We start from the raw sequence: 23,568 nt of genomic DNA on the forward strand, positions 1-23,568 counted from the left end.
CTTGGCCCTGCCCTTCTCGGCTATTATTCTTCGTTATATCTGTAACCGATGCCATAAAGTGTCTCAATCGCCGAGAATGTCTCGTCAACAGAGCGCATTTTTTTGCGCAGGCGCTTGATGTGGCTATCGATTGTGCGGTCATCAACATAGACCTGATCATCATAGGCCACATCCATCAGCTGGTCGCGGCTTTTCACAAACCCAGGACGCTGTGCGAGCGCTTGCAACAACAAGAACTCTGTCACCGTGAGAGAGACATCTTTGCCTTTCCAGGCAACAGCATGACGCAGCGGGTCCATTTTGAGGTCACCACGGTCCATGACTTTGGTTTCTTCTGTTTCGGGGATCACTTCGCCAGCAATCGCATCCTGACGGCGCAGAAGCGCACGGATGCGCTCAACAAGAAGGCGCTGTGAAAAAGGCTTTTTGACGTAGTCGTCAGCGCCCATGCGCAAGCCAAGCACCTCGTCGATCTCATCGTCTTTTGACGTGAGGAAAATCACAGGCATTGTTGTTTTTTGACGCAAGCGCTGGAGCAAATCCATGCCATCCATGCGAGGCATCTTAATATCAAGCACTGCCATGTCGGGGAGTTTTTTGTTAAACGCGTCAAGCGCTTGCTGACCGTCGTGATATGTTTCGACCTCAAAGCCTTCGGCTTCTAGGCACATTGCTACGGATGTCAGAATATTCCTGTCATCGTCCACAAGGGCGATTTTAGACATCTTACTCTTCCTTATACTACTCTTAATGCCACGTTTTTTCGTCCACCATTGCCTTATTTGGGCTTTTGATCAATCCCTTGAAGCGAATCAGTTTGTCGGGTGAGTCGATTTTGTCTCACAAAGTCCTGAGAAATGGCTAAATTGCCTCACTTTCTCCATCTGCTGCCTTTGATAGGGGCAAGATACCGCCTCTGGTTGCGCTAAACTTGCCTTGATTGCGCTAACTGTGGCGTTGCGCCTGTTGCGACACAAAACCGTCATGTTATGAGCAAGCCAAGTTTGGTCCCGCCTTCGGGCGCCGCCCATTAACAAGAACTGCCAAAACTGGCGAAGGAGCATTCCGCATGACATCAGGACGCGTAAACCCCAAATTCACCCTAGACGATCAAGGTATCACAGGGCTTGGCGCTGTTTACTACAACCTGATGGAACCCGCGCTTGTAGAAGCCGCGCTGAAAGCGGGCGAAGGCACATTGGGCCAAGGCGGTACATTCCTTGTGACCACTGGCAAGTTTACGGGCCGTTCGCCCAAAGACAAACATGTGGTCAAAACTGCCTCTGTGGCCGACACAATCTGGTGGGAAAACAACGCCGAGATGAGCCCAGAAGGGTTTGATGCGCTATATGAAGACATGATCGCCCACATGAAGGGCCGTGACTACTATGTGCAGGACTTGGTGGGCGGAGCTGATCCGGAGCTGGCGATCAATGTGCGCATGGTGACAGAGCTGGCGTGGCACAACCTTTTCATCCGTCACCTGTTGCGCCGCCCAGAGCGCGAAGCGCTCAATAGCTTTATTGCCGACTTTACAGTGATCAACTGCCCGAGCTTCCAAGCTGACCCTGCCAAGCACAACTGCCGCAGCGAGACTGTTATTGCGATGAACTTTGATCGCAAGATGATCCTGATCGGCGGGACAGAATATGCAGGCGAGAACAAGAAGTCTGTTTTCACGCTGCTGAACTACCTGCTGCCAGAAAAAGGTGTGATGCCGATGCACTGCTCGGCCAACCACGCCACTGGAAACCCTGTCGACACCGCGGTTTTCTTTGGTCTTTCGGGCACTGGCAAAACAACACTCTCTGCGGACCCACAGCGTACGCTGATTGGTGATGACGAGCACGGCTGGTCCGACAAAGGCACATTCAACTTTGAAGGCGGCTGCTACGCCAAGACCATCAACCTCAACGCTGAAGCCGAACCAGAAATCTATGCAACCACACAGAAATTTGGCACGGTCATCGAGAATATGGTTTTTGATGAAGAAACCAAAGAGCTGGATTTTGATGATGACAGCCTCACGGCCAACATGCGCTGTGCCTACCCGCTGGAGTATATCTCAAACGCGTCGGAGACTGCCCTTGGTGGTCACCCCAAAAATGTGATCATGCTCACATGTGATGCGTTTGGCGTTCTGCCTCCCATTGCGCGCCTCACGCCAGCACAAGCCATGTATCACTTCCTGTCGGGTTTCACCTCGAAGGTTGCTGGAACAGAGCGCGGCGTGACTGAGCCAGAGCCCACATTTTCAACCTGCTTTGGTGCGCCCTTCATGCCGCGCCGTCCAGAAGCCTATGGCAACCTCTTGCGCGACAAGATCGCCAAGCATGGCGCAACTTGCTGGCTTGTGAACACAGGCTGGACAGGTGGCGCATATGGAACTGGCTCGCGTATGCCAATCAAAGCGACGCGCGCTCTGCTGACAGCGGCGCTTGACGGCTCGTTGAATGATGCAACCTTCCGCAAGGATGAGAACTTCGGCTTTGATGTTCCTGTGACCGTCAAAGGCGTCGACGCGGCGCTTCTTGATCCACGCAGCACATGGGCCGACGGAAATGCCTATGATGCACAGGCAGAAAAGCTTGTGGAAATGTTTGCTGAGAACTTCCAGCAATACCTGCCATTCATCGACGAAGATGTAAAAGCGGCTGCTATCGGCTAATGGCGTGGGGATAACCCTCACTCTTCAAGATATTGAACGGCGTCTCTTTGGAGGCGCCGTTTTCCGTTCAGAGGCCCATTACACCTTTGCGGATCAGGTTGAGCCCTGCCACGAACAGAAAAATCTGCGTAAGGCGCTTGAAGTTTTTCTGGTCAATGCGGTCATGCAACCTGAAGCCAATCTGCAAGCCAAGGAGAGCCGGTACCAGCATAGCCACCGAAAAGGGCAGTGTTTTGGCATTGAGTACGCCTGATCCGATATGGGACATGACCAAGAGGATCGCACCCAAGCCATAGATAATCCCTTGAATGCGCAGGCTCTCTTTTTTGGCAACATCGAGCGCGCTGAGATACATCACGGTGGGAGGACCCCATATTCCTGATAGGCCGCCAATGGCCCCTGCAGCAGCGCCAAACAACGCTTCAAAGCGCTTCGGTGCATGTTGAAAGCTCGGCGACCACCCCAAAAGCTGGATCGCTGTGAACAGGCTGACAATTATGCCGATGGATAAAAGCATAATGTGGGACGGTATAACATTCACCAGCTGGGCAAAGCACAAGAGGAACACACCGCCGACCACAAGGAATATCTTGAAGCGCTTTACCGCGCCCCAAACTTCGTCAGCGCCATGGCGAAACGCTTGCTGAAGGTTTGTTGCCACGGTCGGCAATATCAGCGCAGCAAGCGCGAGCTCGGGCGCGATAAAGCTTGAAAGGCCCGAGATCATAATCATCGGCATGGCGAAGCCGACCATGCCTTTGACGACCCCTGCGAGGAGCGTCACACCAAGCGCCAGACAGAAAAGAGCAGGCGTAAGACCAGAAGAAATAATATCCATGGCAAGGTCTTACGCCTCAAAAAATCAAAATACACGCGTAATTTTTGATCATTTTGCCGCAGCGCAACGTAGCAATATTGCGCTGCACCTGCATAATAGCTAAAAACGGCTCACCAGAGAAAAAAGGCTGATTCACTCATGGACGGACATATGACAATGGCTCAAGATACGCTTCTTCCCGATTTGCTGACTTTGACAGGCGCGGCAGTAGCCCCAGCCGAGTCTCTTTTGGCAAAGGCCATTGAGCGCGTGCGCACAGATGTGAGCTCGGAAGGCCGCGTATCGGCGCAGCTCTTGGAAGAGAACCAAACAGCCGCGCACGGGCTCGCTTGGCTGGCCACGTATGTTGAAAGCCTGCGCCAGATGCAAAAATGGGCCGAAGGCCTAAAGGCCAATGGCCAGTTTGGCACAATGGAACAGCTTATTCACCAAATCGCGTTTGGCGAATACCTCTGGCAGATCTACGGCGGGATCCAGATGAACCAAGGCGAAGTTGTGCGCCTTCAGGACATTGGGCTCTCGCAAGATGACGCGCGTGCTTTGATGAACACTGAAGTGAGCCTCTTGTGCGAAAAGGGCAATACCCAAGCCGCGCGCTTGGCGCTCGTGGCCTTGATGCAAGAGGGCAAAGCCGAGATCACCTTTGGCAAGACTGGTCTTGAGGATGAGCTGGAGATGATCCGTGAGCAATTCCGTCGCTACGCCTTGGACAAGGTCGCGCCCTTTGCGCATGAGTGGCACTTGAACGACGAGCTGATCCCGATGGAAGTGATCGAAGAGCTTGCCGAGATGGGCGTGTTTGGTCTCACTATTCCAGAAGAATTTGGTGGCTTTGGGTTTAGCAAAGCCTCGATGGTTGTTGTCTCCGAAGAACTGTCACGCGGATATATCGGGGTTGGTTCGCTCGGCACACGCTCTGAGATTGCGGCTGAACTGATCCTCGCAGGCGGTACGCAAGAGCAGAAAGAGCACTGGCTGCCCAAGCTCGCGAGTGCAGAAATCCTACCGACTGCTGTGTTTACCGAGCCAAACACTGGCTCCGACCTCGGCGCCCTGCGCACACGTGCCGTGAAAAACGAGGCGGGCGACTATGAGATCACTGGCAACAAGACATGGATCACCCATGCGGCCCGCACTCATGTCATGACACTTCTGGCACGCACGAATCCTGACAGCACCGACCATAAAGGCCTGTCGATGTTTTTGGCCGAGAAGACGCCGGGAACCGACGAGGCTCCCTTCCCCACCGAGGGCATGACGGGCGGCGAAATCGAGGTTCTCGGCTATCGCGGCATGAAAGAATATGAGTTGGCGTTTGACGGCTTTAAAGTGAAAGGCGCAAACCTCTTGGGCTCCGAAGAGGGACAGGGCTTCAAACAGCTTATGCAAACCTTCGAGGCCGCACGGATCCAGACTGCTGCGCGCGCTGTGGGTGTAGCCCAATCTGCACTGGATGTAGGCTTGCAATATGCCGAGGACCGCAAGCAATTTGGGAAGGCGCTGGTCCAGTTCCCCCGAGTTGCAAGCAAACTCGCTATGATGGCCGTCGAGATCATGGTGGCACGGCAGCTGACTTATTTCTCAGCTTGGGAAAAAGACAACGATCGCCGCTGTGACCTTGAGGCCGGGATGGCCAAGCTTCTGGGCGCGCGGGTGGCTTGGGCCGCTGCTGACAATGCGCTGCAAATCCACGGCGGCAACGGCTTCGCACTGGAATACCAGATCAGCCGTATCCTCTGTGATGCTCGCATCCTCAATATCTTTGAAGGTGCAGCAGAAATTCAGGCACAAGTGATCGCACGAAGACTGCTCGGCTAACCCGCAGCTCTTATTCTTTCTCTAAATATTCTGGGAGTCTGGGGGCATAGCCCCCAGACGGTCGGAGCATGAATGCGCTTCGACCGACCTAACTCTTCTTAATGTCCTGCCAGGGCTTTGCGGTCTGGCCACGGTATTTAATCGTGAGCTCAGCGTCCATATCACCCTCCTCTGGCACACCAATAACGATGCCTTTGGTACTGCGCTGGCTGCGGCGGGCAATAAGGCTGTCGTGGCTGATCGTGGTGCGCTGGGAGACACGGCGCGTCCAACTGTGCAGCTTCTCATACATAGCCGAGATGATATCGGCGTGGGCCTCGCTTGCGCCAAGGTCGGCGAGCTCGTCGGGATCATTTTCCAGATCAAACAGCATCGGCCTATCGCCTGTTTCAAAGTGGATCAGTTTGTAGCGCGCGTCGGCGACCATATACATGTTGGCTTCGGAAACGCTTGCTCCTGTAAGGCGGGCGACGGGTGCTCCAGAGTAGTCGTATTCACAGATAACAAAGCTGCGCTCTGTGTCCTGAGCGGTTCCGTGCAGCAAGGGAACAAGGCTTTCCCCCTCAAGGATATGGGGCAGTGCCTTGCCACCTGACATCTCAAGGAAAGTTGGAGCGAGGTCGATGCTTTCCACCAGGGCTTCACTGACTGTGCCACGGGTGGCGTCGGCCTGCGGGCTGGGATCATAGATGATGAGCGGAACCCGAACGCTTTGTTCATAAAAGAACGTCTTTTCGCCAAGCCAGTGATCGCCCAAAAAATCACCGTGGTCAGAAGTCAGAGCAATCACGGTATTGTCCCATCGGCCTGTTTCTTTGAGCCACTCAAAAAGCCGACCCATTTGGTCATCGACTTGTTTGATCAAGCCCATATAGGCAGGGATTACGCTCTCGCGCACATCATCGCGGCTGAAAGACTGTCCGACTGGCGTATCCATGAAAGCTTTCAGCACAGGGTGTGCCTTCTGACGTTCCGCATCAGAGCGGACGACAGGCAAGACATGTTCGGGCCCAAACATAGACGCGTATGGCTCAGGGACGATATAGGGCCAGTGGGGCTTGATATAGCTGAGATGCGCGCACCACGGACCTTTGGCTTTCTCTATGAACTCCATCGCACGGCCCGTCAGGTAGGGTGTTTCGCTGTCGGACTCTTCGATATTGGCGGCATAGGCCGAGTTCTTCAGGAACCAGCCTGAGATGACGTTGCCATTTTCATCAAGACCAGAGTTGGCAAAGTCGTGCCAAGGGTTGTCACTTTCGTAGCCTTTGGCGCGCAGCCAGTCGTTATAGGCCAGAGCGCCGCGTGGGTCATATTCGCCTTCCGGACCTTCGGGCTTCATGCCGTCATCGCGCTCAAAGACATCAAAGCCACATTCCGCAACACGCACACCAATCACGCTGTCTGGCTCAAGCCCGAGGCGTGCCATGCCCTCAGCATCGGCTTCCATATGGGTTTTGCCAATCAGCCAGCAGTCGACACCCGCAGCGCGCAAATGATCGCCCAGAGTAAGCTCGCCGACCTTGAGCGGGATCTTGTTGTTGCTTGCACCATGGCTCTGCACATAGCGGCCCGTATATGTGCTCATCCGCGAGGAGCCGCAGATGGGCGACTGAATATACGCACGGTTGAAGCGTACGCCTTGGCTTGCGAGCCAGTCAATGTTTGGGGTGTGAAGATGTGGATGACCATAACAGCTCAAGTAGTCCCAGCGCAGTTGGTCAAACATGATGAAGAGAATGTTTTTTTTGTCTGACATTGGGGGAGCCTTGCGGTTGAGTGACGTCATCAGCAACTTTTAGGGCAAAAGACACGAGCCGCAAGATGTCTCCTGCGGCTCGCTCTTGTGTTCACGGCAGATAGTATCAGCTCAAGACGTCCATTCCCACGGGCGCACGAAGCTGCCAAGGACTTGGCTCACCTCTTCCTCTGTTGCGCTGTTGGCCGTGAGCTGGGCCACGAGGCCGCGTTTTTTATCATCAACAACTGATGTGACACGTGCAGAGACCCCCGCCTCTTCAAGAGCCGCATTATAGACACGCGTAATCGCTGATTTGCGCAAATCCGGCTTGAAGACTTTTCCCACAGCCGTCTTTGGAAGCTCGACGAGCACCTCAACATGCTTGGGGATCGCCGCTCGCTCGTGGATATGCTTTTTGGCATGGGACATAAGATCATCCGCCGTCGCTGTTGCACCGGCCACCAGCTCGACATAGGCACAGGGTAGCTCACCCGAATGGGCATCAGGCTGGCCGATTGCGCCTGCGAAAGCAACGTCCTGATGGGTTAGAAGCGCATCTTCAATTTCGGCAGGGTCGATATTGTGACCGCCGCGAATGATCAGGTCTTTCGCACGGCCAGTGATCCAGATGTAGCCTTCTGGATCGATCCGACCAAGATCACCTGTGCGCAGATATTTGTCATGATAGTAAAGATCGACGTTTTTATCCGCCTCTGTATAGGTATTGCCCGCGTAGACGCCTGGACCCGCGACACAGATTTCACCGATTTCGTCAGGGGCGCATTCAACGGGCCCATCGCCTTTCTGCGCGATGATTTTCACGTCATTATAGGGGAATGGAAGCCCGACAGAGCCCACGCGTTTTTCCCCATCCACAGGGTTGATCGAGACAAGAACTGTTGCTTCTGTCAGACCGTAACCTTCAATAATCTGAATGCCTGTAGACTTTGTGAAACGGTTGAAGAGTTCCAGAGGCATCGGAGCCGAGCCTGAAAAGGCGTTTTTGACCTTGGACACATCAGCATCCACAGGTCGCTGCATCAGAGCAGAGACCGCCGTCGGGACTGTGATGATGAATGTTGTGCCCCAGCGCTCGCAAAGCTTCCAGAAGTTATCAAAGACGCCATCACCGCGATAGCCTGCAGGTGTCGGGAAGACCACGTGAGCACCTGATTTGACCATAGCCATGAGAATGACGTGGCAAGCGAAGACATGAAAGAGCGGCAGTGGGCACATAACGCTCTCGTATTCGTCAAACAAGAGTTCTTGACCGAGCCAGCCTTGGTACACGATCCCAGAGTTAAGATGTTGCGCGACTTTTGGCATGCCCGTTGTTCCACCTGTGTGTAAGTAGGCTGCGACACGGTCGACTTTGCGATCTTCAAAGCTGAGCGTTTTTGGCTGCTTTGCCATCTCTGCGTTGAAGCTTTTTACATCCGCGTGGTGATTGACGTTCATCTTCGGACGCACAAGGGGGACGATCCAGCTCTTTGGCGGCGTGAGGTAGCGGTTGAGATCCACCGTGAGGATTGTATGCACACTGGGCGCATGCTTGACCGCCTCTGCCGTTTTTTGTGCGACGTCTGTTTTGGGGAAGTTGCGCAGGGTCACCACGACTTTGGCTTTGGTCTCGCGCAGAATTGCGCCGATTTGCTCAGGCTCAAGCAGTGGGTTGATCGGATTGACGATACCTGCAGTCATGCCGCCCATCAGGGCAACGGCTGTTTCTGTGGCGTTTGGAAGGACAAGCGCGACAACATCGCCTTCCCCTACACCAAGACTGCGGAAGAGATTGGCGGCCTGACAGACCTGATCATGAAACCGGCTCCAGCTCAATGTCTCAGCCTTATCTGTGGCGCCAGACATCAGCTGATAACTTATTGCAGGACGATCCGGAAACTTTGCCGCCGTCCCTGCGAGCATTTCATAAACCGTGGTTGGCACATCACGTGCGCTCCACGGCATTTCATTGGTCATGTCTAAACTATCTTGTAGTGACCCAAACTTCATGTTGCATTTCCTCCCCATTGGCCCATTTTTTGGGCACTCTATACACATATAGTGTAGGGGTTTGAGTTTTCACGCAATAGCCCCGGCGCAACGTCAATTTTGCGCTCTTTACCGGGTTTCGCCTTTTCAAGAACTGTTCAAAAGCCATATGATCCCATCTCAACCCCGCCTTTGCTTTGGAGCGAGTCAATGAAGATTGCAACTGCAGCCTACCCTGTCAGCTGGTGTTCGACATGGGAAATCTATGCTCAAAAGCAGCGCGACTGGGTGATGAAGGCGTCCTCCAATGGGGCGGATTTAATTGTTTTCCCCGAATATGGCGCGATGGAGCTGGCAGCGCTGGCTGGCGAAACGGCCGCAGGCGACATCCAAGGCTCGATCGATGCGGTGAGTGAACGCCAGCCTGAGATGAACAAGCTCTTTGCCGATCTGGCCGAAGAATTTGCGATGCATATTCTTGCGCCCTCAGCACCGGTGCGAGAAGCCACCCGAACCGTAAACCGTGCAGGGCTTTTTACCCCAACGGGCGTTGCAGGGTTTCAGGACAAGCAAATCATGACCCGCTTTGAGCGCGATGATTGGAATGTGTCAGGTGGCGGGCCATTGAAGCTCTTTGAGACGGCAATCGGCAAAGTCGGCGTGCTCATCTGCTATGACAGCGAATTTCCACTTCTGGGGCGTGCGCTGGTCGAAGCCGGTGCCGAAATTATCCTCGTTCCCTCCTGCACAGAAGCGCTGGAAGGGTACTGGCGGGTACGTGTTGGTGCAATGGCGCGCGCGCTTGAGGGGCAGTGCGTCACTGTCATGTCCAGCCTGATTGGCAACGAACCGCGCCTCTTCGGTGTGGAGAGCAACTCTGGAATGGGCGGGATCTTTGGTCCGATGGATCAGGGGTTTCCACCCACAGGCGTTTTGGCGGAAGGGAACCTGAACAAAGCTGGCTGGACCTATGCCAGTGTGGATAGGGCCAAGATCGCGCATGTCCGCGCCGATGGCCATGTTCTCAATGCATTGCATTGGGGGGAGCAGGCCCCACGCGCCTCAGATGTCACACTGGAGGCCTTGGCCTAAGAAAGTCCTTGAAAAACCGCGCTGATAGGCGCATTTAAGCCGCGCTTGCCAAGACTGGCTTGCGAAACTCTAGGAGAGACCATGGCCAAGGAAGAACTGCTCGAATTCCCCGGTGTCGTAAAGGAACTCCTGCCGAATGCGACATTCCTGGTCGAGCTGGAAAACGGCCATACGATCATCGCACATACGGCAGGCAAGATGCGCAAAAACCGCATCCGCGTTCTGGCTGGCGACAAAGTTCAGGTGGAAATGACACCATATGATCTGACGAAAGGTCGGATCAACTACCGCTTTAAATAGGCATGAAACTGATCCTCGGCTCAGGCAGCCCGCGTCGGAAGGAACTTCTGGCGCAAATCGGCGTTGTGGCCGATGCTATTCGTCCGCCAGATATTGATGAAACTCCGCAAAAGGCCGAGCTGCCCCGCCCCTATTGCGCGCGTATGGCGCGGGAGAAGGCCGAGGCCGTTGTCGCTGCGCCGGATGAGATCGTGCTCTGCGCGGATACCACCGTGGCACTCGGGCGGCGCATTTTGGGAAAACCAGAAGACGTCACTGAGGCTGAGCGTTTCTTGCGCCAGCTTTCTGGGCGACGTCACCGAGTCATTACATCTGTGGCTGTGAAGAAAGGCGAGACGCTCTGGGAGCGCGACGTTGTCACTACAGTCAAGATGAAGCGGCTCTCCGACAGCGAGATCGCAGGCTATCTTGCTACAAATGACTGGCAAGGCAAAGCTGGCGGCTACGCAATTCAAGGGCCCGCTGGCGCGCTCATACCTTGGATACAAGGTTCGTTTACGGGCGTTGTTGGCTTGCCACTCAGTGAAACCGCAGCGCTGTTGCAAGCTGCGGGCTATCCGCTTTGGAGGACCCCATGAAGGGACGTCAGATTATTCTCGACCATTTCGGTGCACGCGAAGCCGCGGCGCTCATGGTAGACGGGCAACTCCACGATCTTCTGATCGATGCGGACGCCCCCCGGCCAGGAACGGTCTATCGCGCTCGTGCGACCAAGCCCCAGAAAGGGCAAGGTGGGATGTTTTTGGAAACGCCCGACGGCAATGCATTTTTGAAACAGGTCAAGGGCATTGCGCCTGGCGACATGCTGACTGTCCAACTCACAGGCTATGCCGATGAGGGCAAGGCGTTGCCAGTGACGACCAAGCTGATGTTTAAGTCACGCTATGCGATTGTCACGCCGGACGCGCCAGGGCTGAATATCTCACGTCAGATACGGGAAGATGAGCGACGCGACGCTTTGATGATGATTGCAAAAGAAGAAATGGCAGGCCTCGGCTTTGGCCTGATTCTGCGTTCGTCTTGCGAAGAAGCCGAAGATGAAGACATCGCTGAAGATCTGCGTGCGATGGTTGATCTGGCGCAGACAGTTGTAAACGACACAGCCGCAGAACCCGAAACTTTGACCGAAGGCGACGGCCCGCATGTCCTAGCGTGGCGTGACTGGGTTGAACCCGCCGATGTTGTGACCGATGCGGGCAGCTTTGAAAGCCATGGTGTTCTTGAGGCATTAGACGCTCTTAGAGAGCCCGAAGTGCGCCTTGCTGGTGGAGCCTCACTCGCAATTGAGCCGACACGTGCGCTGATTGCGGTGGATGTAAACACCGGTGTGGACGGTTCTTTTGCAGCGGGCACACGCGCCAACTTTGCCTGTGCCAAAGAACTGCCTAAACAGCTGCGGCTGCGCGGCCTAGGCGGACAGATCACAATCGATTTGGCTCCGATGCCAAAAAAGGACCGCCGCGGCTTTGAGGCCTCCCTGCGTGCCGCTCTTAAAGCAGACGGCATCGACACCGTGCTCGCAGGCTTCACGCCACTCGGGCACTATGAGCTGCAACGCAAACGTGCGCGCCTGCCGCTGAGTGAATTGCTCTCAGGGCTGCTGTCATGAGCTGTCCGATATGTGCGAATGAAACAGATACGCGCTATAAACCGTTCTGCTCACGGCGCTGTGCCGACATCGACCTCTCTAAATGGCTGGGAGGCGGATATGCCCTGCCCTCAAACGATCCGGAGGACGCAGAACACCTTGCGGACGAGATAGAAAAGCAGGCGCAGAAGCCGCATTGAAATTTTGCGCAAAAAGCCTCTGGACACCGCCCCGCCCCTCGCCTAGAACGCCGCTACCCAGATCGGTTTAAACCGCATCACCCGTGCCCGGGTAGCTCAGGGGTAGAGCAGTGGATTGAAAATCCTCGTGTCGGTGGTTCGATTCCGCCCCTGGGCACCACTTTTACCAACAATATCAATGACTTAGCCAAACGAAATGCGCGCTAAAGTTGTGTAATTCAAAAACACACCTTAAACACACTTTTTGCCGTGTTGCTGACTATTTTGCCTGTGGAATCGCTGTGTTGGACACAGTGTTGGGTGTGGCTGTGTTAGGACACAGTGTTGACGGGGTTTTGGGACAACATGGTTTAGGACAATGAGTGGCAGCCCCTACTCGCTTTCTAGATTTAGCGGACGTTGGGGCGACACACAGCAAAGGTCAGTTGTGAGCCCACTTTACCAAATTTCTGCAATCCAGCTAATGTCAGCTATCAGGCAAAAGTCAAAAACACTCAGCAATTGCTTGAGTTTTGAGCTGGGTTTTGTGCGGTTACTTCAAATGCGAACCTTCTCACATGTCTTTATCCGGTCGAAAGAAATAACGTCCGGGTGAGTTTCTGTCATTCGTGGCTGGAAGGTGCCTACATATCGAAGCAAGCTGTACCCAAGTGCATCTTTCGCCTTTGCAAAGACGATGGCCTTCCGGTTTGGATACTCGCTAATATCTCGTCTTTGTTTTGCGATCGACGCTCTTCCATCAGAGTTTATCGCCCTCTCATGGATTACCTTCCCATCTTCCGAAAGTTCATTTTGCCACATGCCGTGCTCGAATAACCTTGGAAACCAAAGATAACAGTCGGAATCGGGAATTTTCCATGCTCCTTTTTGCCAGCCGTTTCCCTTGAACCCGAAGCACCGCATCGCGTCGATCTGCGTCCGGAACACAACGTTGTCCGCAATTTTTACGAACCCGCGCTCGATCACCGGTTCAGGCGAATATCGCGTTTCAAAATTCCAAGGTAAAAAATCAGATATCATCGTTTTTTGAATGCGCATTTTGTCAACGAATGCATCAACCTCTTTTCTGACTTCAGGTAAAGATTTGAGAGTCCCATCCTCTTTCAGAGTCTTCAATCTCTCGATTGTATGGCCCGTCGCCAAAACGAGGTCTCGTGTCCGAAGCGTGTCTTTCTGTTTTTGGATCTCCTTCTCGTGGGGCGGCTCATCAATTTCAAGATGAAGATCAAATTGTGGAAAATATAGGTCTGTCAGCGCATAGGCACCGTCATTCTTTCGTACATATTGCTGTGTTACAAATTCGATTTCATCGTCGTCCAGCGCATGGATAATCCGCGAAATAATAAAGAATTCCCATTTCTTGTTTCGGATTTTCTGGAGACTGCGCAGGATATAATCGGTCTTCGTGGGCATTTTGGAATTCCTATGGGTGGTATTGGGTCACATATTAAATGAAATTGACTAAACTACATCAGCCGAATTTTGATAGAACTGGCACACAAGAAACACCATTCCTTAAACAATCGCAGGAGCCGACATCGAAGAGCCTGCAGCGAACGGCCGCCTTCCCCCAATTTATGCGTTTACGTTTAACCAGGCCCCTAAACACACACTTTCGTAGACTTGTTGGTACGCTCTGCCATAGTGTTGTGGTGAGGAGCATGACATGCGGCAGCTGCGTGAAGATACACATCTGATACTGGACGGCGAGGTGCGCGTGTATCGACGTGAGCGCAGCAAGCGCTGGCAGGCTGCCTTTGTAATTGATGGACACACCATCCGCATCAGCACGGGTAGGCGCGATCTGACTGAGGCCAAAGAGTATGCCCGTGATACGTTCCTTGAGTATAAGTTCCGCCACAAGAACGACCTGCCCGTTGTGACTAAGAAGTTCTCTGACGTTGCCAAGCTGGCCATTGCGGACATGCGCAAGCAATTGGATGCGGGTTTAGGGCGTAAAGTGTTTGCTGATTATATCGTGTGTATTGAGCGCTACCTCATCCCGTTCTTCGGTGCACAGTATGTGACCACCATTGATTACGAGAAGGTGCAGCAGTTCTACGAGTGGCGGCGTGCCAAGATGGGCCGTGAGCCAAAGGCCTCAACGCTCAACACGCATAACTCAGCCATGAACCGTGTGTTTGAGGAAGCTGTGGCGCGGAGCTTTATCGCGCACAAGAATGTGCCACTGCTGGTGAACCGTGGTGAGAAGAGCGAACGACGTCCTGACTTCACCCGTGAAGAATATGCCACGCTCATCCGCAAGCTGCCCAGTTGGATTAACGCAGGCAAGGCAGGCAAGCCTACAGACATGCGGCACCTTATGCGGGACTATGTGTTGATCATGGCCAATACGGGCATGCGCCACGGCACAGAGGCGCTGAATCTCAAGTGGAAGCATGTGACGTTGTTTGAGGAAAAGGATCTGCAGTATCTAGAGATGAGCGTTTCAGGCAAAACTGGGCGCAGGGATATCATCTGCAGGTCAGGCACGATCAACTATCTCAAGCGCATACACGAGCGGTCAGAGGATCTTAGGCACATCCCCTTTGAAGACTTGCTCAAGCAGCGTGTCGATCTGCCTGTGTTCAGACTGCCAGATGGCACAGTGTCCAAGAACATCCACCAGACGTTCCGCAAGTTCCTCACAGACACAGGACTGATCACATGCCCGCGTACAGGGCAGAACAGAACGCTTTATAGTCTACGTCACACCTACGCGACCTTTGCCCTACTCAACGATGGTATGGATATTCATGCGCTGGCCATACAGATGGGCACAAGCATTGGCATGATTGAGCGCCATTACAGTCATTTGACCCCAAGGCTCAAGAAGGACATGCTCACGGGCAAGCGGTATGAGTTGTCGCGGGATGAGTTTGACGGGCAGGACACTAGTGAGTAGCTAAGGGCTACACCTTGGGTCAAAAGCAGGCTTTCGCTGCTTGTGCGAATAATTCCTAACGTGATCAAAAGCAGGCGTAGCTAGTCTATATATTGGGTTTTATCTTGAGCAATTATTTTTGCTCGAAAGCTTCCAGATCCCTTCGAACTCTGCAATTAATATGTCAAAGTGCCAGACGGCCTTGGGCCTTGGGAAACCATGAAGGGTAATTGTTGATGAAGTTAGAAATACAATCGGTTTCGAAAAAACTGTCCCCAAGCCTAAAAGCATTTAAACCGAAACGAGCTGATGTTGACGGATTTGCCCAAAACCTCAAATCTTACCTAGATCATATCAATAGCAAAGAAACCGAGGAAAATCTCAAAACACATCTTATGGGGCTTCTCAAGCCGACTTACCAACCGTCTCATACGATTGAACAGTATGGTGACATCGACTTCGTTATTCGGACTGGCGGTAAGGGCAGCCCTGCCGCGGTCTTGTTTGAAGCCAAGCGCGAACTCAACAAAGCTGACATGATCCGACAGGACGATGTCAATCGCAAAGCATTGCACGAACTTGTTCTATACTTTTTTCGGGAGCGCCACGCGGGCAATACGGATATTCGTCATGTAGTAATCTGCACAGAATTTGAGATGTATGTCTTTGAAGCATCTGATTTTGAGAGAACTTTTTATCAAAACAAAGCTCTTCGAAAAGATTTTGAAGACTGGGCAGCCGGTAAAAAGTCTGATAGTACCACCGATTTCTTTTATAAAGAAATAGCTGCGAAGTTCATCGCTGCCAGTAACGCCGAACTTAAGGCCGTCCACATTGACTTGAGGAGCTACGAAACGGAACTAAAGGATGGTGCCGACGACAAAGCGTTCGTCAAACTATTCAAGCTGCTCGGCCCTCACGGCTTGATCTCTAAAGAACTGTCGAACGATAGTAACAGCCTGAACAAAGCCTTTTATGATGAGTTGCTTCATCTCATCGGGCTGGAAGAACGAAAGGAAGGCGCAAAGCGTGTGATCGGCCGCCTCGAAGCGTCCAAGCGAAATCCTGGGTCACTTTTGGAAAATGCAATCAGCCAAATAAGGTATGAAGACGACTTCAATGATCCGACAATGATTCAGACCTACGGTTCATCGAACGATGAACGCGAGTTCAATATCGCCTTGGAACTATGCCTTACATGGGTGAACCGTCTCCTCTTCTTGAAGCTTCTAGAAGCCCAAATCTTCAAGTTCCACGGTCAAGACCCGGCCTACAAGTTTCTATCGACTTCAATGGTCGCCGACTTTGATGATCTGTCGGACCTGTTCTTCAAGGTACTTGCTTTTGCGCCGTCTGAACGGCCCCCGCTCATAGCGGCAAAATACGAAAAGGTGCCTTACCTCAACAGTTCTCTCTTCGAACTGACCAAATTGGAGAAATCTTTCAGAATCAATGCCCTGAATAACGGACTGGACGCACCGCTGTTCAGCCGAACTGTACTTTGTGATGCGACTGGCCGACGCGCTTCAGGAAAGAAAGGAACTCTGTCCTATATCTTTGATTTTCTTGATGCATATGACTTTGGAACCGTTGGCGGTGGGGATGTTCAGGAGGAAAGCAAGACCATAATCAACGCTGCCGTACTTGGTTTGATCTTTGAAAAGATCAACGGATACAAAGAAGGCGCGATATTCACGCCAGGCTACGTTACGATGTACATGGCGCGAAAGGTGATCGAGAAAACCGTCCTTGAAGCCTTTCAAAAGGAAAACCCAAGCTGGACGCTTACCGATACGGACGATCTCCGAAACAACATCTCAGATGATCGATCCAAGTCGGCAACGCTGCGTCATAACGCAGTGATCGATAATCTGAAGATCTGTGATCCAGCCGTTGGATCGGGTCACTTCCTTGTTTCGTGTTTGAATGAACTGATTGCTCTCAAATCTCGGCTCGGCATTTTGGCCGATGCAGATGGCAACAGGTTGTCTGACTATGTCGTGGAGGTGGACAACGATGAGCTCATAATAGTGAATGCCGACACAGACGAGGTCTTCGCTTATCAAGTGCACGGTACCCAAGTGCCGAAACGCCTACAGCAGGTCCAACAAACCCTTTTCCATGAGAAGCAGAAGCTGATCGAAAACTGCTTGTTCGGCGTGGATATCAACGCAAACTCGGTACGTATTTGCCAGCTCAGGCTGTGGATCGAACTTCTTAAGAGTGCCTATTATCGGGACGGCCAAGACTCCCAGCTCGAAACGTTGCCGAACATTGATATCAACATCAAATGCGGCAACTCACTTCTTTCTCGCTTCAAATTGGATCAAAGCCTTTCGGATGCATTCAGCAAGGCAAAACTGACTGTGACCGAATACCGTAAACTTGTTAGCGATTACAAAAGTACAAAAGACAAGGCTGTAAAGCGCGACCTGCAAGAGAAGATCGACAAAGCGAAAACGCGCTTTCAAGAAGAGTCGATGGGGCGTCTGACAAAAGAAATTGATGCAACTATCGCTCAGCTGAAGGCAGATGAAGCGCAGGCCGACCTGTTCGTTTTGGGAGAGGAACAACGAGCGAAGCAAGACGCCAAAATTGATGAAATTCAGAAGAAGATTGCTGATCTGAATGCTAAACGCACCAAACTACTGCAAAATAAGACGTTTCTTGCAGCTTTGGAGTGGCGGTTCGAGTTCCCTGAAGTGTTGGATGAAAAGGGTAAATATGTTGGCTTTGACATCATTATTGCCAACCCACCCTACATGCGGGTCCAGGAGATCGAAGCGACCCAGCCCGCACAGCGTGAGTTCTATGAGCGGGATTACCGGACAGCACACGGTGCCTACGACCTCGCAAACCTGTTCTTCGAATTGGCGGTTCGACTGGCTAAACCCAACGGCAACAACAACATCTTTATCTTCCCGCACAAGCTTTTTAACTCCGCCAACGGGGCCCCGCTACGTGAATATTTGATGAACACACGGGCGATGAAGCACATCACGCATTTTGGGGCTAATCAGGTCTTTGACAGTGCGCTTACGTACACATGCATCGCATTGTTCAACACTGAGCCAGCGGAGACATTCAGTTTCAAGAGGTTCAGCCTTACCGAAGACTATGAAAACGAACTTGCAAATGAAGCGCTCTATTCTAATCTTAGCTATGATCATGTTGCATCTGCGTCTGCCTCGTATGGCAACAATCAGTGGATCTTCTTTGATGATCATACTGGATTTGAGTGTTTTCAGAAGATTTACTCGTCTTCTGTGCCACTGGGCGAAGTTCTATCTGTATTTGTAGGCATTCAAACAAGCCGTGATCTACTCTACGTGGTAAAGAAAGTCTCCGAAACTTCCGAGACTTATCGGATAGCCGTAAATCCAGAAAATAAAGTGGCAAAGCCCAGTATCCCGGCAGCAGAATTTGATGTCGAAAAGGACCTTTTTAGGCCATTCTTGATGGGGCGGGATGTCCACAGGTATGACTCTCTTGAAACAGATTTGTTGGTTTTTTTCCCGTATCAAATTCACGGTGGTAGGGCAGAACTAGTTTCAAGCGAAGACCTAAAAACCAGGCACCCAAAAACCTACTCATATGTTGAAGCGTATGAAGACGCCTTCAAAAAGCGGGAAAATGGAAAGGCCGCGAAGCTAGCTGAGTGGTTTGGGTACATTTACGAGAAGAACCTGACAAAATTTGACCAACGAAAACTAACGGCCATGGAAATCTGTTCAAATCACGCAAATGTAGCTCTTAACTTTTCTAATATCTATCATTCGACCACGGTCTACAGCTTTGTGAAGCACCAAGACGCAGGCGTATCTTACGAGACGTTTTCTGCGATTTTGAACTCAGCTGTGTTTTGGTGGTTCCTAAAGCATACTGGCGACACCTTGCAAGGTGACGCCAGAAGAATGAAAACAAACTACATCAACCCGTTTCCGCTCCCCGCAACCGTGAGCACGGAAGACGATTTAGCAATCTCTGCACTCGTCACTGAGATCGTGAAAGAGAAAGCCGGATCAGCGCGCTCGGAGGAGATCCAGCGCCTCGAAGACGCAATCAATGCCGCCGTCTACAAACTCTACGACCTGAGCTACGAGGAGATAAGGGTGATCGAGCAGGCAATCTGAAACGATGTAGCAAGCGCCAATGTCCGCTACCGGAAAGTTTTATTGCAGCGTTGGAAAGATCGGCCAATGTCTGGTATAGGCCGAAAGCGATTACAACAATTCTACAGCTTCACTCAGCTGCTCCGCGTTGACATCAATATACCGCTGAGTAGTCGATATATGCGAATGCCCCGCCAATTCAGCTAACAAGCGCACTCCTACGCCTTTGTTGGCCAGCCGCGTAATGTAAGTGCGTCTTCCCGAGTGGCTTGATGCATCTTTGAGCCCCACAGCTTTGTAGATGTCCAAGAACAGCTGACACATGGTGTTGGCTGAGAAGTGCCCGCCCTTTTGGCTCTCAAACAGTGGGCGCTGTGGGTCGCCCAAGTATTTAATCGCGCCATAGTCTCCAAGTGCTTTGCGTAGGCGCTGGTTGAGATACACAGTGCGCGTTTGCCCACCCTTGCTTTGTGCTGCGCTTAGTATGAACTGCTCACGCACGTTGCCCCCTTCATCAAACACATTGCCAACTGTGAGCGCAGCAATCTCCTTGGCCCTTAGCCCTGCGTAGAAGCTCACCAGTATGATTGTCTCGTCACGCATTGGATGACGTCTACTGCGGCAATACTGTATAACCCTGCGCAGCTGCGCCTCGTTCAATGTCTGTGCTTGGCGCATGTGCTGATCCCCTCAAAACCTAAGCATTTGTGTGCTTTGAGCATAAAGTCTGAGATATTGGTTGGGCGACCGGAAATGGCACCAATTGGTATTCCAATGAATTCAATGAGTTAAGCAAAAACCTCATACTATGCTGATTGTATGAGGTTTTGTGCTGTGTCGTTCTGTTAGCCAACAACTGCGCAGATAACGGAGCAAAGTTGTTTTGTCCGAGCTGAACATCAGCACATATACTGATTAGCTTAGAGCAGAGTAGTTGAAGCACTTAATCAGCGTCTTTGCTGCGATACGCGTGATGCCGCATCATCGACAAACGATCAAATCCTTTGAGGCTCATGTACTTGCGGGCACCCGCTGTCTTTGGTTTTACTTTCATAGCGGTCTTGCCCAAAGCCTCAAATAAGTCATGATGTCCTCGGTTTGCTAAGCGCAATACACTTTTGCGCATCCTGACAAGGATTGGCGCACCTGCAAAACGACACTCTAAGCTCTCATAGCTGGACAGCCATTCCGTTGCTCGATTTGAACTGTGACTGACGTGCAGAGGAAACCCTTCAAGCGCCAACAGCGTGCAGTACTTTGCCCAAGCAGCCTCATGCTTAGCAAAATTTGGATGCTGTGGACCATATAGTGATGGTTGATATTTGGGCCCAGTATATTGGCCAGACAATGTGGCCTTAAGCAGTCTGAGCATGGTCTCATACGGGATGTTGCGAAACACCCAGATAAAGCTTTGCGCATCACCAAGGGGAAGCTGATTTAACGCACTACGCCACAGACCACGCTTGATAATCCGGTAATATGGACCACTCAGGTTTGATGCTAAGCAGCTTGGCTCTGTAGATACTGGCGCTTGTTGCAAATACAGCAATATGGGGTCAATACCATGAGCCTTTTCCAGCACAACACTTAAGCCACACGCATGCCACAAATCAAGCAGCTGTGTTTCTTCAGGTGTGAGGCGAACCGTGTTTGGCGGCGTCAAATTAATAATATTCATCACACCACCACCTTTGTTGCTGTAACAGTCTCTTCAAGTAAGTCGACCAAGTCGCGTGCGCTGCCTTGGAAGCTCTGCAGCATCTGCTCAACATCGGTTCTTGCCGGGGTCAGCCCCTCGGCTTCCAAGATAGCCTTTGCACGATCGACCCAATCAAGGTTGCTGGGCGGGTCTAGGTCAATTACGCGGAACCTGCTGAGCACGGCCCCCATGATGCGGCTCTTGTGGTTCGTGGTGGCCACAAAGCGGATCAGATGACGCTTGGCGTCCATGAACTCGCGGAACTTGGGCTGCACTGTGCGTAGGTCCATCTCATCAATCTCGTTGATGACGATCATGGCTTTGTCAGGATTGCCAAACATCTGATAGTTCACCTCAGACATGATCTTGGCGTCATAGTCTTTACCAACGCTGGCAGCATTAAACTCCCACTGCATGTGTTGAATATTGTGCTGCTCAAGGTAACTGTGAGCGATCACACGTGCCGCTTCTGTCTTGCCTGCACCTGGTGGGCCCGCAAGCAACAAAGGCTTGGCGGGTGGCAGCTCACAATATGAGCGAATGACACTGGCATTGAGCGGGTCCGCAATGACCAAATCGTCAAAGCCGCGCGGTAGGTGTTTAAGATCAAATGACATGCTCAGCTCCTTTGGATGCATGTAGATGGAGTGGGGCAAAATGTGACTGCCCCACTCACCGTTAGATTTATCCATAGGTATGGGTTGCCGCGCCGTTTGTGCGCACTCCACCGCCAGACACGCTGACTTGTGCACCTGATCCAACGCGGATCATTTTGGACGCAAACTCACGCACATCACGTGCACGCTTGGTTGCCAGATCACCTGCGTCAAGCTTGGCGAGGCTTTCTTGAGCGCGTTCATCCAAGTCTTTGCCCGATGACACAAGCACAGCGTCAATGATGCCCGCTTCGTTGCACCCGTAAACAATCGTGCCTGTGCCGTTGTCATTGCAGCGCACCAGCGCAACTGCATAGTCTTCTTCATAATCGGTATTGGGCTGGATGAACGTTGGCAGGTCAAACGTGCTCACGCCCACTTGCACTTCCTGCAGACCCTCAAGCGCCAGTTTCTTAAAATCTTCTTTAGACATAGTCGCTGATTTTGTGGATTTGGGCACGCGGCGCACTTCTTCAATGCCACCACATTCTTGCACGTAGCTGGTGAAGCTCTGATCTGGCCCCTTCATGTCGTGAGCGATTGATATGACACTTGAGTAGGCAACTTCACGGCGGCCTTGCCCTGCAAAGACGTAGCGCACTACTTTTAATGCAAGGCTGGTATTGGCTTGGGTTTTGATCTCCAAATCTGTGAGCAGTGCTGTAAATGCGCGGCGTTTGCCCACTTCAGCTTTAAGCTCAGCGTAAAGCGCATAGACACCTTCAAGAATGGCGTAAAGCTCTTCGTTGGCGGCACGCAATGTGCCCTCTTCCCAAGTCACCCGTGCCGCATGCATAGCATCAAGGCGTTTTTGGATATTGTTTTTGAGGTCGTTTTGAACAGACATAATGGTCTCCTTCATCAATAATTGCGCCCATATGGGCTCATGTGTTTGCATCTGGGCTTTGAGGAAATTGAGCAGCCAGTGGCTGTGCTGCACAATATGCCGATATTAAAACCATCAGATTGAGACTGTTATAGTTGGAAGATTTGGCTAGTTTTGACTCCATGTTCCACCGGAGGGAGATGGAGTCATGGTCACAAACAAGGCCAATGCAACGCGGCACGTACTGAGCTTCAAGACAGCACCACCAATTATTCACATGGCGTCACGGCGAAGGTTTCGAGGAGGACGCAATCTGCCATATCGAGACGCTGAACCCTACAAAGCGTCCATTTATTATTGGTGGTGGGCCTTTTTGATGCGCAACGCAGACTATCAACGCACTTGCGCAACATCGGGCCAAGGTAAGCTTGCTGGCCTCTATCATGACTTCGGCGATATTTTTGAAAGTGATTTTTTAACGTGGTGGCAGTGCCATCAAGGGCTGTTTGCAGAAAAGACAGCGCTGATTGAACAGGTTGGCGCAGACCCTTTGAACTCCACTTTATTGTATCATATTGACCCCAAAAGACCGCTGAGCCAGATTCAGGAAGAGATTAAAGCCCTTCACATGCACGCGCATGCGATCATGCCAGTGGCTCCACCCAAACAAACCTCGTCTGCAGAATATCCAATTTACACAAATGTTTCTGCGCATACGCTGCACAAGGTTTTGACTGTTTGGGATTTGCGCTGTGCACACCCTGACACATCTGCATATGATCTAGGCGTGCTCGCTGGCTTCAAAGCTAACATTCTGGCCCCACCTAAATATGGTGAAACACGCACACGCGCCGCAATCAAAGCGGATGCCCACAACAAGCAAGCGCGCACGAGCATTGCGAACCGAACCAACCGATATTTGCGCACGGCAGAGCAGTATATTGACAACGTTGGGCGCGGAGAGTTCCCCAAAGCCTTGCGTCGGTAAAAATTAAGCCATTGATATTAATGTGTAATAAGGCAAACACTGTGTTTGGATTTAGTATGTTTGAAAAAAATGGCAAACACAGTGTTTGCAACATGTATGTTTGACGCAGTAAATCGAAACACTGTGTTTGAACTGTAAACCTGATCACTGTGTTTGAATTGCATTTGTG

General features: G+C 51.9%; 19 protein-coding genes and 1 tRNA gene. 11 read left to right on the top strand and 9 right to left on the bottom strand.

The genetic code is table 11. The features are described 5' to 3' along the window. Window positions 1–23: 23 nt before the first annotated feature. The gene (locus tag DSM117340_RS10755; protein WP_089889240.1) at window positions 24–725 is read right to left on the bottom strand and encodes a response regulator transcription factor; all 702 of its coding nucleotides are present in this window, start codon (window positions 723–725) and stop codon (window positions 24–26) included. A gap of 344 nt (window positions 726–1,069) precedes the next feature. On the opposite strand from DSM117340_RS10755, the gene DSM117340_RS10760 reads away from it, so the two are divergent. Beyond that, window positions 1,070–2,668, top strand: a complete 1,599-nt coding sequence (locus DSM117340_RS10760; protein ID WP_089889237.1) for a phosphoenolpyruvate carboxykinase — start codon at window positions 1,070–1,072, stop codon at window positions 2,666–2,668. 67 nt (window positions 2,669–2,735) lie between these two features. On the opposite strand, the gene DSM117340_RS10765 is transcribed toward DSM117340_RS10760, so the two are convergent. After that, on the bottom strand, window positions 2,736–3,506 hold the full coding sequence (locus DSM117340_RS10765) for a sulfite exporter TauE/SafE family protein (RefSeq protein ID WP_089889232.1): 771 nt from the start codon (window positions 3,504–3,506) through the stop codon (window positions 2,736–2,738). 156 nt (window positions 3,507–3,662) lie between these two features. Here DSM117340_RS10765 and DSM117340_RS10770 point away from each other — a divergent pair, with 156 nt between their 5' ends. Then, window positions 3,663–5,324 (top strand): acyl-CoA dehydrogenase family protein, encoded by a 1,662-nt coding sequence (locus DSM117340_RS10770; protein WP_177170673.1) that lies wholly within the window; start codon window positions 3,663–3,665, stop codon window positions 5,322–5,324. Window positions 5,325–5,412: 88 nt separating this feature from the next. Here the strand turns inward: DSM117340_RS10770 and DSM117340_RS10775 are convergent, their stop codons facing one another. Continuing rightward, a complete protein-coding gene (locus DSM117340_RS10775) occupies window positions 5,413–7,083 on the bottom strand; it encodes a sulfatase-like hydrolase/transferase (protein WP_089889230.1) in 1,671 nt (556 codons plus the stop codon). Between the two features lie 111 nt (window positions 7,084–7,194). After that, a complete protein-coding gene (locus tag DSM117340_RS10780; protein WP_354689588.1) occupies window positions 7,195–9,075 on the bottom strand; it encodes an acyl-CoA synthetase in 1,881 nt (626 codons plus the stop codon). A 189-nt stretch (window positions 9,076–9,264) separates the two neighbouring features. Between DSM117340_RS10780 and DSM117340_RS10785 the strand changes: the two genes are divergently transcribed. From DSM117340_RS10785 to DSM117340_RS10810, 6 genes are all read left to right on the top strand, one after another. Then, window positions 9,265–10,146, top strand: coding sequence for a carbon-nitrogen hydrolase family protein (locus DSM117340_RS10785; RefSeq protein WP_089889227.1), 882 nt, complete (start codon window positions 9,265–9,267; stop codon window positions 10,144–10,146). A gap of 81 nt (window positions 10,147–10,227) precedes the next feature. Then, window positions 10,228–10,446: a translation initiation factor IF-1 gene (gene infA / locus DSM117340_RS10790; protein ID WP_008186030.1), complete on the top strand. Its 219-nt coding sequence runs from the start codon at window positions 10,228–10,230 to the stop codon at window positions 10,444–10,446. Window positions 10,447–10,448: 2 nt separating this feature from the next. Next, window positions 10,449–11,024: a nucleoside triphosphate pyrophosphatase gene (locus DSM117340_RS10795; RefSeq protein WP_089889224.1), complete on the top strand. Its 576-nt coding sequence runs from the start codon at window positions 10,449–10,451 to the stop codon at window positions 11,022–11,024. Next, entirely contained in the window at window positions 11,021–12,055 is a 1,035-nt protein-coding gene (locus DSM117340_RS10800; RefSeq protein ID WP_089889221.1) for a ribonuclease E/G, read from the top strand. The genes DSM117340_RS10795 and DSM117340_RS10800 overlap by 4 nt, the downstream gene beginning before the upstream one ends. Then, window positions 12,052–12,234 (top strand): DNA gyrase inhibitor YacG, encoded by a 183-nt coding sequence (gene yacG, locus DSM117340_RS10805; protein ID WP_089889218.1) that lies wholly within the window; start codon window positions 12,052–12,054, stop codon window positions 12,232–12,234. Before DSM117340_RS10800 ends, yacG begins: the two co-directional genes overlap by 4 nt. An 85-nt stretch (window positions 12,235–12,319) precedes the next feature. After that, window positions 12,320–12,394: transfer RNA gene (locus tag DSM117340_RS10810), tRNA-Phe, on the top strand. Between the two features lie 377 nt (window positions 12,395–12,771). On the opposite strand, the gene DSM117340_RS10815 is transcribed toward DSM117340_RS10810, so the two are convergent. Beyond that, window positions 12,772–13,647, bottom strand: coding sequence for an AbaSI family restriction endonuclease (locus DSM117340_RS10815; protein ID WP_354689589.1), 876 nt, complete (start codon window positions 13,645–13,647; stop codon window positions 12,772–12,774). A 253-nt stretch (window positions 13,648–13,900) separates the two neighbouring features. Here DSM117340_RS10815 and DSM117340_RS10820 point away from each other — a divergent pair, with 253 nt between their 5' ends. Together DSM117340_RS10820 and DSM117340_RS10825 are read left to right on the top strand one after the other, a co-directional pair. Next, window positions 13,901–15,139 (top strand): tyrosine-type recombinase/integrase, encoded by a 1,239-nt coding sequence (locus DSM117340_RS10820; RefSeq protein ID WP_354689590.1) that lies wholly within the window; start codon window positions 13,901–13,903, stop codon window positions 15,137–15,139. A 215-nt stretch (window positions 15,140–15,354) separates the two neighbouring features. Continuing rightward, window positions 15,355–19,251 (top strand): Eco57I restriction-modification methylase domain-containing protein, encoded by a 3,897-nt coding sequence (locus tag DSM117340_RS10825; RefSeq protein ID WP_354689591.1) that lies wholly within the window; start codon window positions 15,355–15,357, stop codon window positions 19,249–19,251. A gap of 90 nt (window positions 19,252–19,341) precedes the next feature. Here the strand turns inward: DSM117340_RS10825 and DSM117340_RS10830 are convergent, their stop codons facing one another. From DSM117340_RS10830 to DSM117340_RS10845, 4 genes are all read right to left on the bottom strand, one after another. After that, window positions 19,342–19,908 carry a tyrosine-type recombinase/integrase gene (locus DSM117340_RS10830; protein WP_354689592.1) on the bottom strand — a complete coding sequence of 189 codons (567 nt, stop codon included), beginning with the start codon at window positions 19,906–19,908 and terminating at the stop codon, window positions 19,342–19,344. A gap of 265 nt (window positions 19,909–20,173) precedes the next feature. Beyond that, window positions 20,174–20,908, bottom strand: a complete 735-nt coding sequence (locus DSM117340_RS10835) for a hypothetical protein (protein ID WP_354689593.1) — start codon at window positions 20,906–20,908, stop codon at window positions 20,174–20,176. Then, window positions 20,908–21,546 carry an AAA family ATPase gene (locus DSM117340_RS10840; RefSeq protein ID WP_354689594.1) on the bottom strand — a complete coding sequence of 213 codons (639 nt, stop codon included), beginning with the start codon at window positions 21,544–21,546 and terminating at the stop codon, window positions 20,908–20,910. Before DSM117340_RS10840 ends, DSM117340_RS10835 begins: the two co-directional genes overlap by 1 nt. Before the next feature lie 67 nt (window positions 21,547–21,613). Further along, complete coding sequence (locus DSM117340_RS10845; protein WP_354689595.1) at window positions 21,614–22,432, bottom strand: hypothetical protein; 819 nt, start codon at window positions 22,430–22,432, stop codon at window positions 21,614–21,616. 355 nt (window positions 22,433–22,787) lie between these two features. On the opposite strand from DSM117340_RS10845, the gene DSM117340_RS10850 reads away from it, so the two are divergent. Then, the gene (locus DSM117340_RS10850; RefSeq protein WP_354689596.1) at window positions 22,788–23,399 is read left to right on the top strand and encodes a hypothetical protein; all 612 of its coding nucleotides are present in this window, start codon (window positions 22,788–22,790) and stop codon (window positions 23,397–23,399) included. Window positions 23,400–23,568 lie beyond the last annotated feature (169 nt).

The organism is Lentibacter algarum, from assembly GCF_040580765.1.
Classification (GTDB): Bacteria; Pseudomonadota; Alphaproteobacteria; order Rhodobacterales; family Rhodobacteraceae; genus Lentibacter; species Lentibacter algarum.

What these genes read in the sequence shown, in the direction of transcription:
- infA (WP_008186030.1), top strand. Translation starts at nt 10,228, where the DNA reads ATGGCCAAGGAAGAACTGCTCGAATTCCCCGGTGTCGTAAAGGAACTC.
- yacG (WP_089889218.1), top strand. Translation starts at nt 12,052, where the DNA reads ATGAGCTGTCCGATATGTGCGAATGAAACAGATACGCGCTATAAACCG.
- DSM117340_RS10785 (WP_089889227.1), top strand. Translation starts at nt 9,265, where the DNA reads ATGAAGATTGCAACTGCAGCCTACCCTGTCAGCTGGTGTTCGACATGG.
- DSM117340_RS10765 (WP_089889232.1), bottom strand. Translation starts at nt 3,506, where the DNA reads ATGGATATTATTTCTTCTGGTCTTACGCCTGCTCTTTTCTGTCTGGCG.
- DSM117340_RS10780 (WP_354689588.1), bottom strand. Translation starts at nt 9,075, where the DNA reads ATGAAGTTTGGGTCACTACAAGATAGTTTAGACATGACCAATGAAATG.
- DSM117340_RS10835 (WP_354689593.1), bottom strand. Translation starts at nt 20,908, where the DNA reads ATGAATATTATTAATTTGACGCCGCCAAACACGGTTCGCCTCACACCT.
- DSM117340_RS10815 (WP_354689589.1), bottom strand. Translation starts at nt 13,647, where the DNA reads ATGCCCACGAAGACCGATTATATCCTGCGCAGTCTCCAGAAAATCCGA.
- DSM117340_RS10840 (WP_354689594.1), bottom strand. Translation starts at nt 21,546, where the DNA reads ATGTCATTTGATCTTAAACACCTACCGCGCGGCTTTGACGATTTGGTC.
- DSM117340_RS10845 (WP_354689595.1), bottom strand. Translation starts at nt 22,432, where the DNA reads ATGTCTGTTCAAAACGACCTCAAAAACAATATCCAAAAACGCCTTGAT.
- DSM117340_RS10800 (WP_089889221.1), top strand. Translation starts at nt 11,021, where the DNA reads ATGAAGGGACGTCAGATTATTCTCGACCATTTCGGTGCACGCGAAGCC.
- DSM117340_RS10850 (WP_354689596.1), top strand. Translation starts at nt 22,788, where the DNA reads ATGCGCAACGCAGACTATCAACGCACTTGCGCAACATCGGGCCAAGGT.
- DSM117340_RS10830 (WP_354689592.1), bottom strand. Translation starts at nt 19,908, where the DNA reads ATGCGCCAAGCACAGACATTGAACGAGGCGCAGCTGCGCAGGGTTATA.
- DSM117340_RS10820 (WP_354689590.1), top strand. Translation starts at nt 13,901, where the DNA reads ATGCGGCAGCTGCGTGAAGATACACATCTGATACTGGACGGCGAGGTG.
- DSM117340_RS10770 (WP_177170673.1), top strand. Translation starts at nt 3,663, where the DNA reads ATGGCTCAAGATACGCTTCTTCCCGATTTGCTGACTTTGACAGGCGCG.
- DSM117340_RS10775 (WP_089889230.1), bottom strand. Translation starts at nt 7,083, where the DNA reads ATGTCAGACAAAAAAAACATTCTCTTCATCATGTTTGACCAACTGCGC.
- DSM117340_RS10755 (WP_089889240.1), bottom strand. Translation starts at nt 725, where the DNA reads ATGTCTAAAATCGCCCTTGTGGACGATGACAGGAATATTCTGACATCC.
- DSM117340_RS10825 (WP_354689591.1), top strand. Translation starts at nt 15,355, where the DNA reads ATGAAGTTAGAAATACAATCGGTTTCGAAAAAACTGTCCCCAAGCCTA.
- DSM117340_RS10760 (WP_089889237.1), top strand. Translation starts at nt 1,070, where the DNA reads ATGACATCAGGACGCGTAAACCCCAAATTCACCCTAGACGATCAAGGT.
- DSM117340_RS10795 (WP_089889224.1), top strand. Translation starts at nt 10,449, where the DNA reads ATGAAACTGATCCTCGGCTCAGGCAGCCCGCGTCGGAAGGAACTTCTG.